This is a genomic window from Paenibacillus sp. FSL M7-0802, assembly GCF_038004945.1.
Lineage (GTDB): Bacteria > Bacillota > Bacilli > Paenibacillales > Paenibacillaceae > Paenibacillus > Paenibacillus polymyxa_B.
Genome location: NZ_JBBOSD010000001.1, coordinates 5649634 through 5665528, shown reverse-complemented (window position 1 = coordinate 5665528; position 15895 = coordinate 5649634). Strand labels below are relative to the sequence as shown.

The 15895-nt window shown below is 44.6% G+C and carries 12 protein-coding genes and 2 pseudogenes; 5 read left to right on the top strand and 9 right to left on the bottom strand.

The window, feature by feature from the left end:
* Positions 1-41: 41 nt before the first annotated feature.
* On the bottom strand, positions 42-1145 hold the full coding sequence (locus MHB54_RS25940) for a DUF3900 domain-containing protein (protein WP_028541652.1): 1104 nt from the start codon (positions 1143-1145) through the stop codon (positions 42-44).
* Positions 1146-1536: 391 nt separating this feature from the next.
* Here MHB54_RS25940 and MHB54_RS25935 point away from each other — a divergent pair, with 391 nt between their 5' ends.
* Positions 1537-2754, top strand: coding sequence for an MFS transporter (locus MHB54_RS25935; RefSeq protein ID WP_264453715.1), 1218 nt, complete (start codon positions 1537-1539; stop codon positions 2752-2754).
* Between the two features lie 134 nt (positions 2755-2888).
* On the opposite strand, the pseudogene MHB54_RS25930 reads toward MHB54_RS25935, so the two are convergent.
* The 6 genes and pseudogenes from MHB54_RS25930 to MHB54_RS25905 all read right to left on the bottom strand — a co-directional run.
* Positions 2889-3092 (bottom strand): annotated as a pseudogene (locus MHB54_RS25930) (ABC transporter ATP-binding protein); the annotation flags it as partial.
* A gap of 189 nt (positions 3093-3281) precedes the next feature.
* Complete coding sequence (locus MHB54_RS25925) at positions 3282-4244, bottom strand: alpha/beta fold hydrolase (protein ID WP_413630617.1); 963 nt, start codon at positions 4242-4244, stop codon at positions 3282-3284.
* Between the two features lie 228 nt (positions 4245-4472).
* Positions 4473-5840 carry a sensor histidine kinase gene (locus MHB54_RS25920; RefSeq protein ID WP_023988894.1) on the bottom strand — a complete coding sequence of 456 codons (1368 nt, stop codon included), beginning with the start codon at positions 5838-5840 and terminating at the stop codon, positions 4473-4475.
* Positions 5837-6511, bottom strand: coding sequence for a response regulator transcription factor (locus tag MHB54_RS25915; RefSeq protein WP_023988895.1), 675 nt, complete (start codon positions 6509-6511; stop codon positions 5837-5839). The genes MHB54_RS25920 and MHB54_RS25915 overlap by 4 nt, the downstream gene beginning before the upstream one ends.
* 832 nt (positions 6512-7343) lie before the next feature.
* Positions 7344-7718, bottom strand: coding sequence for a hypothetical protein (locus tag MHB54_RS25910; protein WP_023988897.1), 375 nt, complete (start codon positions 7716-7718; stop codon positions 7344-7346).
* A gap of 482 nt (positions 7719-8200) precedes the next feature.
* Positions 8201-8497 carry a PTS sugar transporter subunit IIB gene (locus MHB54_RS25905; protein WP_023988898.1) on the bottom strand — a complete coding sequence of 99 codons (297 nt, stop codon included), beginning with the start codon at positions 8495-8497 and terminating at the stop codon, positions 8201-8203.
* Positions 8498-9330: 833 nt separating this feature from the next.
* Here MHB54_RS25905 and MHB54_RS25900 point away from each other — a divergent pair.
* The 4 genes from MHB54_RS25900 to MHB54_RS25885 all read left to right on the top strand — a co-directional run bounded on the left by MHB54_RS25900 (position 9331) and on the right by MHB54_RS25885 (position 14922).
* Positions 9331-10938: an acyl CoA:acetate/3-ketoacid CoA transferase gene (locus tag MHB54_RS25900; RefSeq protein ID WP_340982055.1), complete on the top strand. Its 1608-nt coding sequence runs from the start codon at positions 9331-9333 to the stop codon at positions 10936-10938.
* 117 nt (positions 10939-11055) lie between these two features.
* The gene (locus MHB54_RS25895) at positions 11056-12300 is read left to right on the top strand and encodes an L-lactate MFS transporter (RefSeq protein WP_023988900.1); all 1245 of its coding nucleotides are present in this window, start codon (positions 11056-11058) and stop codon (positions 12298-12300) included.
* Positions 12301-12383: 83 nt separating this feature from the next.
* A complete protein-coding gene (locus MHB54_RS25890) occupies positions 12384-13343 on the top strand; it encodes a DUF561 domain-containing protein (RefSeq protein WP_264453713.1) in 960 nt (319 codons plus the stop codon).
* A gap of 190 nt (positions 13344-13533) precedes the next feature.
* Complete coding sequence (locus MHB54_RS25885; protein ID WP_028541659.1) at positions 13534-14922, top strand: sigma-54 interaction domain-containing protein; 1389 nt, start codon at positions 13534-13536, stop codon at positions 14920-14922.
* Between the two features lie 159 nt (positions 14923-15081).
* Here the strand turns inward: MHB54_RS25885 and MHB54_RS25880 are convergent, their stop codons facing one another.
* Positions 15082-15225 carry a hypothetical protein gene (locus tag MHB54_RS25880; RefSeq protein ID WP_264454832.1) on the bottom strand — a complete coding sequence of 48 codons (144 nt, stop codon included), beginning with the start codon at positions 15223-15225 and terminating at the stop codon, positions 15082-15084.
* 221 nt (positions 15226-15446) lie between these two features.
* A pseudogene (locus MHB54_RS25875) lies at positions 15447-15694 on the bottom strand (YdeI/OmpD-associated family protein); the annotation flags it as partial.
* Positions 15695-15895: the final 201 nt, after the last annotated feature.

Below are 15895 nucleotides of genomic sequence, written 5' to 3'. Positions count from 1 at the left end.
TAATGTAAAAGTTCAGTTTGTCGTCCTGCTATGCATTCGAATTACCAAGGTGGCGTATCGCCATCCACGTCCTCATTTTCATGCTGGCGTTTCTCTTTTAGCCGCTCAGCCACCGTTTCAAACGATTCAGGTTGGAGTAACTCAATCGGTGAAAATCCCTTTTCAAACGTAAATGCATCACCTTCAATAATAAGTGCATATCTATCATGAAGTTTCGTGATATGCAGCTTGGCGCCAAAGTCGGACAGTAGCCCACGCACGGCCGTATCATCTAGTTTGAAACGAACTTCAATTTCTGGTTTCAGCTCGACAATATGCTGTGCAGCCTCTACGACCTGAAGGGGTTCCCATTTCCCTTGCAGATCCCGTTTTTCGCTAGCCGCCCACAATTCCAGATCGCGCTCTTCCTGCTGTCTTTCCTCATTAGATGCATCCGGCCATTTGGTTTCTACATAGTTCTGAACGAAGCCCATGACATGCTCATTGACGATTTCGGGCATGGATTGCTCATAGGTCACGAATTTCAAAAAATCTTCAAAATACCGGGCATGCGAAGACTGGTGAATTTTAAGCTCCCACTCATCGTTCATTCCTTCCTCAAGCATGTAAGGATACATGATGGATTTCATATTACGGGCAGAAATAGCCATTTCAACCTCACTCACCAGACTACTTTCAGTAATTCTGGCAATTTTAGGTTCGAAATCACATTTAAGCACAAAAATAAACGGATCATCCGAGTGTGTATTCAAGGTAGCCTGTACAATAATCAGCGCTCCGCCGCGTACTGCGCTCGTATCCAGATACATCCGCACCAAATCGTCACAAGCATTTTTAAAATCTTCCTTATCCTCTGCTGCCCGCAGTCGGGCGAACATATTAAAATTCGGATTACTGCTCAATTCATGCTCCGGTTCGACGATAAAGCGGCCGATTTTGGTCGGTGCCTGCTCTGTGCTGGGGTTTTTTTCAACCTTCCGCTTGCTAATACGAGCAAATTCCCCGTCCAGAAATTTTTTAACATCGCTTTCGTCATAATCGTAGTCGTCCATTGTAGCGTAATGCTTATAGGACTTACCACCCTGTCCTTCTTTTCCATCTACCTGAATTACAAAAAAAGATAAAAAATCTACTTGAAAGTTCATTTACGTTCCATTCGCTCCTTTTCAGGCATGTACGCGTAATTATATCACTATGAATTTAAAAGGTACATCGGATTCAGATCCCTATTACTAGATAAACATTTTAGTTAACATAATATTTATTATGTTGATCATTTTTTCGTTTAGTTATCATTCCCAATTCACAAGTTTAAAGTGAGTACTTTTACCACTATTCTAATTCACGTCCTTAAGGATCATTGACCTCTTTATTTTCCATGCTCTACTTTCTTCATGATTTCAAAAAACATTTGACTAATCAGTAGTCAATTTATTATATTATCTATTATTATATAGACAAAAATATATTTTGTTTATATAAAATGATATTTCAAGGGGGGGTTGCGCCCTGAAAACAGGAAAGGAGAGTTTGTTGTTGTTTAAAAATCCATATATAAGGACCATTATCGCCTCCAATGCGCTGCTAAATTTGGGCATTTGGGTGCGCAACTTTGCCATACTGTTGTATGTAACAGATTTGACTAATAATGATCCCGTATACGTATCGCTCATTTCGGTTGCTGAATTCATGCCTATTTTTCTGTTCGCTATCATTGGAGGAACATTCGCGGACCGTTGGCGGCCCAAACGGACCATGATTAGTTGCGATTTGCTATCCGCGGCCTCTATTTTTATTGTTTTGTTGGCATTATGGTACGGGTCATGGCAGGTGCTTTTGCTGTCCACTTTCTTTTCAGCCATTCTATCTCAATTTTCTCAGCCGTCTGCGATGAAGATATTTAAGCAGCATGTAGCACCAGAACAGCTACAGGGAGTGATGGCCCTTTTTCAATCTCTCATGGCATTATTTATGGTTATCGGCCCTGTTATCGGTACATTTATTTATCAACACTTTGGAATTTTCACTTCAATGTCTATAACCGGAATATTGTTTCTCATCTCGGCGCTTGTTCTGACTCGCATTCCACAAGATGAACAATCACTTGAGATAGATGATCAACCAACTCATTTCATTCAAGAGCTTAAAGAAGGAATACGTTATGTATGGAATAACCGAACACTTCGCACGCTTGGGGGAACATTTACCGTAATTGGGCTGGCGGTCGGACTTATTCAACCATTAATGGTTTTTGTCGCCATCGAGAACCTTGGACAAAACAAGGAATTCCTGCAATGGCCGTTAATGGCGAACGGAGCGGCTATGCTGGTGGGAGGCGGCCTGATTATGGGGGTTGCCAAAAAAGCACAGCCGCAATTGCTGCTGGTGGCCGGACTTTTGGTCAGCACACTGACAACCTTTGGTGTCGGATGGTCACACAATATTGTGCTGACAATGGCACTACAAGTTTTCAGCGGCCTATTTTATCCTTGCATTCATATCGGTATCAACACAATGATGATGAAAAACGCCGAAGCTGCTTTTATCGGCCGCGTCGGTGGTGCCCTCTCTCCCCTGTTCTCTGGGATGATGGTCGTCGGTATGAGTATCGGCGGAACACTCAAACACGAATCCTCCCTGAACACCGTATATACCGTGAGCGCCGGCTTGTTTTTGGTCGGAGCGATGCTATTGTTACCATTGCTTCGTTACAGGCAGCCCGTACAAGCTGTCATAGCCGATGATTCTAAATAACAGCACAAGAAACCGCCCCTGGAGATATGATATGGCATCCTCCGGGGGCGGTTTCTTAATGTTTGTATCATGAATTCATACAGATTATGACTCTCTTCCTTCATGCTGTCTTTTCCACAATCGTGCATACAGGCCGTACTTTTTCCGCTACCAGAAGGACCTCCAAGCGCTGTGAAAGAACGGAATGGCATAAGCCTGCTCACATCCCGCAGTACAGGCTGGTCACCATACCCAAAGCTTATGCGCCTCAGCTCAATGTCGTGTCTTTCCGAAGGCAGCTGGTCACCCAGCATCACTGGCTCGTTCAGCAATTGGACGATACGCTCACCTGCCTGTTGTTGTCTCTACTTTTATAACTACGAGTGATTTCAGTCTTAACCCAAACAGCGCGCACCGATTGAGTATCCGCACGCGCTGGCTGCATAGCTTTTTTCATCTGTCTACTTGACAGGGATATGACCAAAGGACGGTTTTTTATATCACTTATACATTTGTAGAAAATAGTGAAGGTGCCTTTTTCAGTGCACTTATTTTATTTCTTTCATAAAGCTCCTGAAGTTTTCAACGATTTCCTTTGATTTGGTATGGTGTAAATAATGTTCTCCTTCAAGTGTCATTACTTTTCCATGAACAGAATTTTTGACTTGCTCTTCATGTAGTGGTATCCATCTTTCCACATCTGTATTATTCGCTTGTATAAAGAAAATAAGGGGCAGATTTTTTGGGAATGTTAAATTTTTAGCTGCTTTAAAATTAGGATAAATATTTTCCATTTCGTTTGAGGTGCTGGAATTATACATGTTTTTGAGAGAAAGAATTCTCATTTGTTCTTTTGTTTCATCATCATAGGGTAGTCCAGCATATGGGTCACCAGTAAGTTTCATTACCAATCTGGCTAAACCTGATTTTTTGAGAAATTTAAACGTTTTTATTGGTAATTCAGCATCCACACCACCTTGCGTTGGAACACTGCTATCAATCCCGACAAAAGCACTCACTTCGTTTTCATATTTGTTCACATAATCCAGTCCGTAAATGCCTGCAATGGAATGACCCATTAGAATATATCGGTCAATTTTAAGACTCTGTAAAGCTTCATGAATTTCACTTACAATATTCTCTGTGTTTCGTTCCTTTTCGGTTAGATCACTTAATCCATAACCAAAAGGCTCAATAACGATGACTTTGTAAAATGGAGATAGCTCTTCTACTAGCGGTTTAAAATCAAGTGCTGGTGCTGCTGTTCCATAACCTGGTAGTAACACGACGGTCTCTTCGCCTTTTCCTTGAATCAAAACATTCATTTTTTTCCCATCTACAGGTACGAACTGACCATAGGATTGTATTTTTCCTTGCTCTGATTTGCTGCTGATAATATTAACTGTATAGACAACGGCTAGAAAAAGCACGATTGCTATAACTATTGTTCCTATTATTTTAAGCAAAATGCTTCGTACTTTATTTGTTCTCGTTCCATTCCTCATTTTCATTACCTCTCTTCGTTTCACGCTCAACTTCTCCTGTCCCATTCTGTTTGTTGGGCTACCTTAACGAACCGCTAATGAAAGCTTAACGAAAGAAGATGTACTCCCTATGACGACAATATGAACGGAGTATGAACAAGCAAAAAAATGCTACGTTGTCCAAGGAAACTGCACATTATGCTGTATCATGGAAAATGCGGTTTAGATAATCCGAATGATACCCTATGAATCTAACTAATCTGGTGGCGTTGTGATTGGCAAGGTGACAATGACGGTCGTTCCTTGGCCGGGTTCACTTTCCACTCGAATGTCGCCTTGATGAAGCGATACGATCTGTTTAACGATGGCGAGTCCCATACCGCTACCGCCATATTTACGACTGTGGGAACGATCAGCTTTAAAAAATCGCTCGAATATACGCTTCTGGTCCTCAAGGGAAATACCAATGCCCGTATCGGATATTCGGACTGTTACGCTTTTGATATCTTGCTTGATGCTGACGTTAATAACGCTGCCATTCTTGGAAAATTTGATGCTATTACCGAGTATGTTCGTCCATACCTGGTTTAATTGATCTTGATCCGCCAATAGGCGAACGGTCTTCAAATTGAGCTCGAAACGGATGTTGCGAGCCGACCATTGCGGCTGGATCGCGACGATGACTCGTCTGATCTGTTCATCAAGGCTGAACGTGACCAGCCGCATCTGCTGTGACTGCGATTCAAGCAAACTCAGCTTTAGCAGGCTATCGCTCATCTTGGACATCCGATCTGCTTCCGCGATGATGATATCGAGATAACGACTTCGCTCGTTATCTGCTATGTCTACTTGCTTGAGTGCTATAGCATAACCGGATATCGAGGTGAGCGGCGACTGAACTTCATGCGACACATTCGTGACGAACTCCCTACGCATCTGCTCAAGTTGCTGTAGATCATGCATCATTTCTTCAAAGCTGCGAGCCAAAGTACCTAGCTCACCCTTTTGCTTAATATTCAGCTTGACGTTGAAATCTCCAACTGCTATACGTCTGGTCGCTTTTGTCAGTTTTTTGATCGGTCTGACTAGGAATATAGAGGCAACCAAAATCAATAGACTTCCTGTTACCAACGAATAGGTCAAAAAAGTAAATAACCATTTTTGGGCAAAAGAGACGGAAGGATACATAAGCGGCTCCACAAACATCGCTTTCATTCCCATTTCCGTTTTCAACCTCAGTCCCAAGAGGTTCATTGAAACACTACTCGGATTAACTTGAACAACTTCTCCACCCAATACTTTCCTTACTTGATCCATCGTCACAGTAACAGGTTTTTGTCCGTTAAGCGTTCCGTAAGACTGGAACTGCCCCGTTTCATCAAAAATTCGAATATAATAGGAATCGAGTTGTTTCATTCCACTTACGAATAAGTCCGCTTCACGTAACGGAATGGTTTCGTAAACCCGGACAATGTCCTGACCAAAGTTAAATAAGGTGGTTTGCAAATTTTCGTTCAATTTCTCTTCAAACACCCAAAATGTTACAAAAAAAGCAATGATCGTGCCCGCGAGGACGGAGACCAGAAATGTCAGGACAACACGTGTATATAAGGATCTGATCATTCGTAAACCTCAAGCCGGTAGCCAAGTCCACGCACCGTCTCGATACGAAAATCGGGTGTTGTAGCGAACCGTTCGCGCAGGCGTTTAATATGTACGTCTATCGTTCGATCATCTCCAGTATAATCGATCCCCCAAATTTGATCGATCAACTGCTCGCGCGTATACACTTGTCCAGGTGTTCCAGCGAGCTTATACAGCAATTCGAACTCCTTGAGCGGCAACGTGAGCGACTCCGTCCCTCTCATCACCTTATAGGTCTGCCGATCAAGGATGACGTTGCCGAACTGGATCATCTGCGTGGTGCCAATCCGATAGCGTTTCAGCAGTGCTCTGACCCGAACTGTCAATTCCAGTGGATCAAACGGTTTCGTCAAATAATCATCTGTTCCAAGTTCGAAACCTTTCACTTTCTCCCATGTTTCGCCTCTCGCAGTCAGCATAAGTAAGGGAAGATCAGGATTGGCTCTTCTGAGCTCCTTGCATAACGTCCAACCATCCATTATCGGCATCATAATATCGAGCACGACAAGATCGACATGCGTTGTAGCGTAGACGGTCAGTGCTTCCTTGCCGTCTGCGGCTTCGGCTGTTGCGAATCCGTCGTTGCGTAGAAATAAACAGACGAGTTCGCGAATGTTCGCATCATCGTCAGCAACCAGTATAGTAGGCATTCGTTTCCTCTTTCCCTGTTTTCATCCCATATTGAAGTAACCATTATACTATAAATAAAATTGAATCGCTCCTATTCTTCCTATAATTTTACAGTGTTATTCCTCCCGGTTTCCGCAGGTCTCAGAGCCCTCATCATGGCCCTGTTGTCCTGATTTACCAATACCCAAAGGGCGGGCAATGCTGGACGTCTTAAATCCCTGCCTTGGTTATACTTTTTTTGCTTCTTGTAACCAGGAATGCTTATCATTTGTCATAAGGACACTCCTGTTAATTAAAAACACCCTACTAGCATTAATGGGGATGAGACTGACCCCATAACGTGAGACAAATCAAAACACCTTCAAGAGAATCGAACCATGTCGTAAGATATGGAGATAACCTTGAAGGTGTTTTTACGTTGGCAACGAGAGATAACCAAATGTTTTACTGAGTAGTGCGGCAAAATGACTAAAGTTGCTATAACCGACTATCGCTAACGCCTCACTGACGGAAATCTGCTCCTGTTCCAAAAGTTACTTGGCTTTTTCCAGTCTCTGCTGGCGCACAAAGCCAAATACCGTCGTGCCGAATAGCTCTTTAAAGCCATTTTTAAGCTTTTGTTCATTTATATGTACCATCTGTGCCAGCCGAATCAGGCTCGGAGGTTGAACCAGTGTACGCAGTAAAATATCTCGCGCCTCGTGAATGACTGTACATCATTGGGCTTAATCAACATCGTCGGTCTAGGGGAAGAGGTGCACATCTCTTGTACAAAAAAGCTATAAGCTCCAGTGCCTTACTCTCCAAAAAAAGCTGTCGGGTTATGCCCTGATAAGGATGAGATGACAATTCCTAAGCAATAGCTCGCATGTCAGGAGTAATTAGCGTCTCCATACAAGCAAAAGATTGCTCCAGACGAATATCCAGTTCTTGTAGCAATTCTCTCCTTAGCAAAGGGTTAAAACGCAGCTCCATGTGATTCATCGCCTTGCTTGCTGGCATCGCCGCATGGATCTTCACATCATTCATGTAAATGAGCTGTACATGCCTTCCATGCTCACGCTCTGAACGAAATTCATCCACGGACCAGGCGGCTGAATAGTCGATGTTCAGCGCTAGTTCTAAATAAGGCGTAACGAACCTTCTTGTAATCTGGACTGGATCATGAAATAGCATTTTACTGTGCGAAAGCTCGAAGCCTTTACGTAAAAAATGTGTACGATGCACACCGCTTCCCCACTATTCGGGTATATGATAAATATGTTCATGTTTCAATGCCGATTGAGTGAGATCATTTTCATCGTTTATAAGGTTTGAATCGGCTATATGGTTATATGGTTATAGTAATCATTAAATGTAGACGGAGAATTATGTATCTTCATCTTGTTATCGCTTCCTCCCTTATCTGGATTCGTAGTGCATACGAGTTCCATTCATGATTACAATTATAATGATTATCATTCTCATCCAAAAGATAATAACATCCATTCGCTACTAAGTTAACATAATATTTATTGCGAGATTAATTTTCTATTCTGTAGTTTTAACATATCAATATCTAATCTCTGTTGTTTAATTTATCGAATTTTCAAAATATGGATGCTTGAACATAACTTATGGATACAGAAATAAAAAACCTTTAAGACTGCTTATAAGTAGTCTTAAAGGTTTAAATGTGAGGAATGATAACGCTTTATAAAGTTGGCGATTTAAATCATATCCAGCGCTGTTTTCAGCACATTCGCTCCATTCATCATTCCATAATTCATCATATTGATTACAGTGACTGGAATCTCGTTGCCCACTTCTTTCTTCACGTCATCTTCCGCGTGTCCCATTTGGGGGCCCAGCATAACAATATTGACCGGCATATGCTCTCTTATGCTACTCTCACTACAAGCTTCGATTACAATTTCCACATTTTGTGCACGAGCCGCCTCTTTCATTCTCTCCACCAGCATACTTGTAGAAAATCCTCCTGCGCAAGCCAGCAATATCTTTTTCATTTATCAGGCGTTTGCTTCCTTCGAGGACAGGGCTCGAAACGTAGCTCTTAGCTCGGGACGGACTGTGATAGCTAAGTAATACCAAGTTTCTACAGTCAAGTATTTCCATTTCCGAAAAAGTCTATCGTAGCAAAATTGCGAAAAAATCTACCTCGACAGACAACATAAATTTTTTTCATTATTTTTGAACTCCTTAAACTGTTCATGCAGAATTCTCCCTTCGCCCTGGGTATATGAATTGTTATGTATTGGACTTACATAGTGCTTACTTGCTGAATATCCCCAGTACCCTCAAGGTTTAATGGCTCCTCTGCCCATCGTCCATTCTCACAAGATCAAGAAAGTGTTGCATTTTTGCCAACGCATAATAACTTCCCCAGACTTTCCCTTGGCTCCCCTTGATTCTTCTTATTGAAACAAGGCATCGTTCCTTTTATATCCCGTGTTCCAAGGCTCTATTATGCTCAGGCCCCTTGCCATAAACAATTTTTCTTCCTTATTTGCATGCTTTTCTAACCTTTCACCCCTCATCATATTCGCAATTTTGCTACACTTTCTCACCTCTATCCCGAGTCGTTGGCCCCCCGTTGACGAGAAAAAAAACACGCATTATGATTCAAGTGAAAATATTCACAATTCATTCCGGAGTGAAAGTGAATGTTTTCACACAATAAACAGAATATCCGCTTTTCTATTTTTCTACTTATTCCGTGATGACGGCAATTAGCTTGCACATGACACTCGGCAGCTTGCCCGCACGTAATGTGAACTTCTAATCTATGTACTTATATCCATATGATTTCAATCCATTTTATTGAAGGAGTGAGCACTCTATGTCCAAAATCATTTCAGCGAGTGAAGCAGCAGCACTTATCCCGGATGGAGTCACCATTGCCGCAAGCGGCTTTGGGCTCTCCTGTTGGGCCGAGGAGATGGGTATCGCCATCGAAGATCGATTCTTGGAATCTGGTCATCCTCGCAACCTAACAGTTGTTCATGCCAGTGCGGTTGGCGACCGCCGGACCAAGGGAATGAGCCATCTAGGCCATGAAGGTCTGATCAAACGCTGGATCGGCGGGATCGCCCTTGCTTCGCCTGCTATGGCTAAATTAATTGAAGACAATAAATGTGAAGCCTACAATTTGCCGCAAGGCGTAATCACACAGCTGTTCCGTGAAATTGCTGCCAAGCGCCCAGGTGTCATTACCAAGATAGGCATGGAGACCTTCGTCGACCCTCGTGTGGAAGGCGGCAAAATGTCAGCCTGCACAACGGAGGAGATCGTCAAGCTGATTGAACTGGAAGGCGAAGAATGGCTGTTCTATAAGAGCTTCCCGATTCAGGTCGCATTGATCCGCGGTACCATAGCTGACGAGAACGGGAATTTGACGCTGGAAAAGGAAGGTCTGCATATGGAGGTTCTACAGATTGCTCAGGCAGTGCGCAATTCTGGCGGTATCGTAATTGCTCAGGTAGAGACTGTGGCCAAGAACGGGACCCTGCATCCGAAGGATGTTAGAGTGCCAGGCATTCTGATCGATCATCTAATTATCTCCGAACCGAAAAATCATTTCCAGACTGAAAACACACAATACAGCCCTGCCTTCGCAGGACATGTGAAGGTACCGATGGACGCCATGGAAGTGATTCCGCTCGACGAGCGTAAAATTATCTCCCGTCGTTCCGCAGCTGAGCTAGTACCAAATACCGTTCTGAATCTTGGCGTGGGTATTCCGGTATGTGTGGCTACGGTTGCGGCAGAGGAAGGCGTCAGCGACCAATTGATTCTGACAACCGAAGCAGGCTCAGTCGGCGGCGTACCAGCAGGCATCAAGGATTTTGGGCATGCGTACAACTCTGAGGCCATCGTAGATCATGTGTCCCAGTTCGACTTTTACGACGGTGGTGGTATTGATCTATCCGTGCTAGGGCTGGCTCAGACCGACGAATCCGGGAATGTGAATGTCAGCAAGTTCGGTACCCGTGTTACGGGCTGTGGCGGCTTTATCAACATTTCCCAATCAGCCAAAAAGCTCGTCTTTGCCGGAACTTTCACAGCAGGAGGCCTGCAAATTGCTGTTGAGGACGGCAAGCTTCGGATTGTACAGGAGGGTAAAACTAAGAAATTCCTGAAGGAGGTCCAGCAAATTACCTTCAGTGGCTCTTATGCGACCAAGGTCAAGCAGCGGGTCGTCTATGTGACGGAACGTGCGGTATTCCAGCTGCAAGATGGAAAAATGACACTGACAGAGATCGCGCCTGGCATTGATTTGCAGACCCAGATTCTCGATCAGATGGACTTCATGCCTGTCATCTCACCAGAACTGAAGGAAATGGACGCCGGCATGTTCTGTGAACATTGGGGTAAGCTGCATGACGTGATTACGATCAAGGGTAGCGAGCAAGCGAAGCATGAGGATGTCGCTTTGACTACTGTATAGTACAGCTCAGGAGATACCGGTAGCTGTCAAACGGACTACCAGACACGAATTATGGAATTGCGGAGTAATGCTTCATCCCACGCGCACTGATCCTGCATCAGAAAGGACCAACACGAAATGGAAAATGTACAACTGAATCGCTGGCGCATTCTAATCGCCGCGACCCTGATCAATATTTGCGTCGGCTCTATTTACGCCTTCAGCATTTTTGCACTGCCACTGAGTAAAATGCTTGCAGTGAGCATGCCTGAAATTATGATGGCCTTTACGATTAACGGCGCAATTGCACCGATTCCGGCGATTCTTGGCGGAAAGCTCGTAGACCGGGGAGGTGCCAGAATTGCCATCTTCATTGGCGGTACCATGTTTGGACTTGGCTTCATCTTGACTGGCCTTGCGACTGCACCTTGGATGCTATATCTGACGTATGGCATCATTTCTGGTCTTGGACAAGGTGTCGTCTATGCGGCAACAATCGGTAACACCATCAAGTTCTTCCCAGACAAACGCGGACTCGCGGCTGGAATCGTGACCGCAGGTTATGGCGGTGGAACAGTAATCATTGCCCCACTTGCAAACGCGATGATTACCCACTCAGGAGTTCAGACCACTATGATGATCCTTGGCACCTCCTTTCTGATCGTCATTTTGGCAGGTGGGCTATTTACTCAAGCTTGTCCGGCAGGATATATCCCTGCTGGTTGGACACCACCGCAGACGTCAGGTTTACGTCCGGTTGCCGTGAACTTGAACTGGCGGCAGATGATCAAGCAACCCCTGTTCTACGTCATTGCTTGCCTGTTCCTGATCGGCGCTTTATCTGGCATGATGGTTACATCCAATGCTTCCGTCATTGGCCAGACGATGTTCGGTCTATCGGCCAGTATAGCAGCCTTGTTCGTGAGTCTTTATTCGCTTAGCAACTGTCTGGGACGCATTTTCTGGGGAGCCATATCAGACAAGATTGGCCATCTGCGTTGTCTGATGATGATCTATCTGGTCATTGCCACCATGATGCTGACACTTGCATTATCTGGCTCCATAGTTGGATTTGCTATTGCCATTATTGGCATCGGCCTGTGCTTTGGTGGTACGATGGGCGTCTTCCCTTCAATCGTCGGACAGAAATTTGGCATGAAATACTATGGTGTCAACTACGGAATAACCTTTATAGGCTATTCCGGTGCCGCATTCTTTGGACCGCGAATTGCGAACTCGGTAGCTGCCGCCAATAACGGCATATTCACCAACGCCTTTTACATTGCGCTCGTTATTGCCTTGGTCGGGTTCGCGCTGACATTCCTGTATAAGGCCTTGGAAAATGGTAAGAACCCTGCACCAGCTGCTGTTGAAACCGTTTGATCAATCCGTTGCTATATTAGCAAATCACTATTTTTAGTATTAAGTATAGTACAACCTATAAATTTATATTGGAGGAATTAACCATGAATATTACAGAACTGCTCGGTATCCAGTACCCTATTTTCCAAGGTGCTATGGCCCAAATTGCCCGTGAACCACTCGTAAGTGCTGTATCCAATGCTGGCGGGCTGGGCATTATTGGCTCTGGCGGCATGTCGGCTGAGGTACTTCGTGAAGAAATTCGCAGGGTTCGCGCAGCCACCAACAAGCCGTTTGCCGTAAATCTGATGCTGATGATGCATAATATTCCCGAATTGATCGAGGTTATCGTCGAGGAAAAAGTCAACATTGTTACGACGGGCGCGGGCACACCAGCTCCGTATATGCCAATCTTCAAGGAGCATGGCATTAAGGTGATCGCCGTCATCCCTTCCGTCAAGATTGCCAAAAAAATGGAGGCTATCGGCGTACATGCCCTCGTGGCCGAAGGTACAGAAGCAGGCGGCCATGTCGGTGAAACAACCACCATGGCACTCGTTCCACAGGTTGTTAGCAACGTATCCATCCCTGTCGTTGCCGCAGGCGGCATTGCCGATGGACGCGGAATTGCAGCAGCCTTTGCACTCGGCGCACAGGGAGTTCAGGTCGGAACGCGCTTCCTCACCACCGTCGAATGCCCGACGCATGACAATTTCAAGCAAGCCGTCATTGACGCCGACGATACCAGCACTACGGTTACTGGACGCAGCATCGGTGGACCCGTCCGCAGCATCAAGAACAGCATGATCGCCGAATACCTCAAGCTGGAGCAAGAGCATGCCTCCCGTGACGAATTGGAGAAGATCAGCCTTGGCTCCCTGCGCAAAGCCGTCTTCGAAGGTGATACAGATCGCGGTTCGGTCATGGCAGGACAAATATGCGGCCTGTGCGACGAGATTACGACAGTTGAGCAGATGATTACGACAATGTTCAGCGAAGCGCAGGCACTGCTAAATCGTCTTGGACAGACACAGATTACCGGTGAGCAGATAGCATCAGTATAATATAACTTGTAAACAAAGAAAAAAACGGACCATATCCATATTTAATAGGAAACGGTCCGTTTTTTGATTAGATTTGCGTGCTAATTTTTATCTGGGTAACCTCTGTTGTTCGTAGCGTAAAGCAGATATAATAAAAATGAAACAATCACTTCAGCATAGCCTCGATAATCCAAAAGTGAGTTGATCGATCATGACCCGACGTATAGATAAACGTTCCACCGATGAGAGCGATCAGTCCCCTGCCCCTCTGTTTGTCACGGATTCCAAAGGTAATATTTTAATCTCCAATGAATTCACTGCCTTGACTATCGGCATTCCGTTGGAGGAGCTGTTGCGCTACAATGTACAGGACCTGGTGAAAGCCGGCTACTACAAGGAATCAATAACAATGAAAGCAATACAGTCCAAACAAAAGGTAACTCAGTATATCAACACTGTACGTGGCTTTAAGCTCAAGTCCACTGCTCTTCCAATACTTGATAGTACAGATGAGGTGCAGCTCGTTGTTACCAGTACTAACAACTATAAAGGTGGATTATCCATCATAGCTGCCCCTACGCTGCCACATGCGTATGAGAACAGCAAACGTTCAGTCACTTCAGCCTCTGTACTTAAGAATAACGGGATCATTGCTGAGAGCCTGGCGATGAAGCAAATTATTCAGGTGTGTGACCAGATCGCTTCTTACGATAGCAAAGTACTGATTTTGGGCGAATCAGGGACAGGCAAATCAGTAATTGCCAAATACATTCACCGCCAGAGCGCGAAGTGGAACGGACCTTTCATTCCGATTAATAGTGCCGCTATTCCAGCCGCATTATTCGAATATGAGCTGTTCGGATATGTTCAGGGGGCTATGCCCGGCTTAATGGACGAGAAGCAAGGCTTGTTTGAGGTGGCCAGAGGAGGCGTTTTGTTCTTTGATGAGGTCGCCGAGCTTCCACTGGAAATACAGGCCAAACTGCTTGATGTGCTTGAGCGTGGTGAATTCCGGCGTGTGGGGAGCACCGAAGCCATTCTCATTCAATGCCGGATGATATTTGCTACCAATCGTGATCTATGGAGTATGGTGAAAAAAGGATTGTTTCGCGAGGACTTGTACTATCGAATCAATGTCATTCCGATCCATATCCCGCCGCTACGTAGTCGCAGACTGGATCTCGTCGGACTGATTTCCAGCTTTATTGCTCATTTCAATAAGGTATATGATAAAAAGTATGTATTGCCAGCGGACGAATTTCAAAGAATGCTAGCCGAGCCATGGCATGGGAATGCGCGTGAGCTTCGTAATTACATCGAACGATTGATCGTAACTGATCAGACCGTGCTGCGCCAGCAGCAGCCGGTCGAACAAGTTACAGACTGGTTCACATTGGACCATTTCATTCAGGCCAATCGCAGTCAACTGAGCGGGCTGAAGGAATATACGGCGTTAACCGAGGGACGATACATTCAGCAGATGCTGCAGGTCTGTGGTGGCAATAGTGCCGAAGCAGCCAGACAGCTAGGAATTGATCGCTCCGCTGTTTATCGTAAGCTGAAGAAGATGGAGGACATTCTTGCAAAGCTGAAGGTTTAACTACGAAGTACAGAGCACACAGGGCCTATCCTTCCCATTTTCATAGAAGTCACCTATACTAGTGGCTTTCATACAAAAAAGCGTGTCTCAGGTTAAAGGCACTCTTTTTTGTAACGGTTTATTTTTCTCAATTATGCACCCGTCAAAATAAAATGAATGTCATACTTCAAGATCATGTGTTTGCTTGTAGTTATATATAGCGCCTAGCAAATTGGCTTCATTGCCTAATTTACTTTGCTCAATATCTGCACGTACAAAATTTAAGATCGAATCTAGATATAGCTTCTCTAGCTCTTCTTTAATGGTAACAACGAGTAAAGGATTCGCAGATATGCCTCCCCCAATTACAAACTTTTCAGGGTAAGAATTGTTTGTAAATTAATAATCTGAGTTGCAATGTTTCTATAGTATTCTTGAAAAATCGTTGCTGCTCCCTCTGTAATTCTAAGCAAAAAACACCTGCTCTTCGGCAGATGTTCCTCGCCTTTCGTATTTCTTGAGACTATCCGATCCATTTGTCCGTTCTAATCGTTCAACCCTTTGCCCTCCAGAATGGGCTGTGTGTATTTTTCAACCCTTGAAACGCGCGTTTTGAACTGCTTCGGTTCTGAAAAATACAGCAGATACGCTCTCTGGCGTCCGAGCGTCAACGCTTCAAACGCCGTTTTTAGGACCGGTCGCTCCTCGAATTTAAGCCGCAGTTCTTCGGGAACCGTATACTCGGCATGTTTTTCAGTTCCACTGCAAGACCGGCTTCCTCCATCCAAACAGCGCCTCCTCCTAAACACTGTTGGACAAATAGCCGCGCTCAGGGTCAAAGATCATCTTTTGAACGGGTTCTATCCGCTCGTCTATAATTTCTATACGGTGATCTTCCATATTCAATTTGACAATACCGGGATAATTTAATGTAATGAAATGAAATAATGCGAGCCGTTGGATTCAATAATTCTCGAAAACTTGCTCTGATCGT

Coding starts and splice junctions, on each gene's coding strand:
- MHB54_RS25940 (WP_028541652.1), bottom strand. CDS start 1,145: ATGAACTTTCAAGTAGATTTTTTATCTTTTTTTGTAATTCAGGTAGAT.
- MHB54_RS25895 (WP_023988900.1), top strand. CDS start 11,056: ATGGAAAATGTACAACTGAATCGCTGGCGCATTCTAATCGCCGCGACC.
- MHB54_RS25885 (WP_028541659.1), top strand. CDS start 13,534: ATGACCCGACGTATAGATAAACGTTCCACCGATGAGAGCGATCAGTCC.
- MHB54_RS25920 (WP_023988894.1), bottom strand. CDS start 5,840: ATGATCAGATCCTTATATACACGTGTTGTCCTGACATTTCTGGTCTCC.
- MHB54_RS25900 (WP_340982055.1), top strand. CDS start 9,331: ATGTCCAAAATCATTTCAGCGAGTGAAGCAGCAGCACTTATCCCGGAT.
- MHB54_RS25925 (WP_413630617.1), bottom strand. CDS start 4,244: ATGAAAATGAGGAATGGAACGAGAACAAATAAAGTACGAAGCATTTTG.
- MHB54_RS25890 (WP_264453713.1), top strand. CDS start 12,384: ATGAATATTACAGAACTGCTCGGTATCCAGTACCCTATTTTCCAAGGT.
- MHB54_RS25905 (WP_023988898.1), bottom strand. CDS start 8,497: ATGAAAAAGATATTGCTGGCTTGCGCAGGAGGATTTTCTACAAGTATG.
- MHB54_RS25915 (WP_023988895.1), bottom strand. CDS start 6,511: ATGCCTACTATACTGGTTGCTGACGATGATGCGAACATTCGCGAACTC.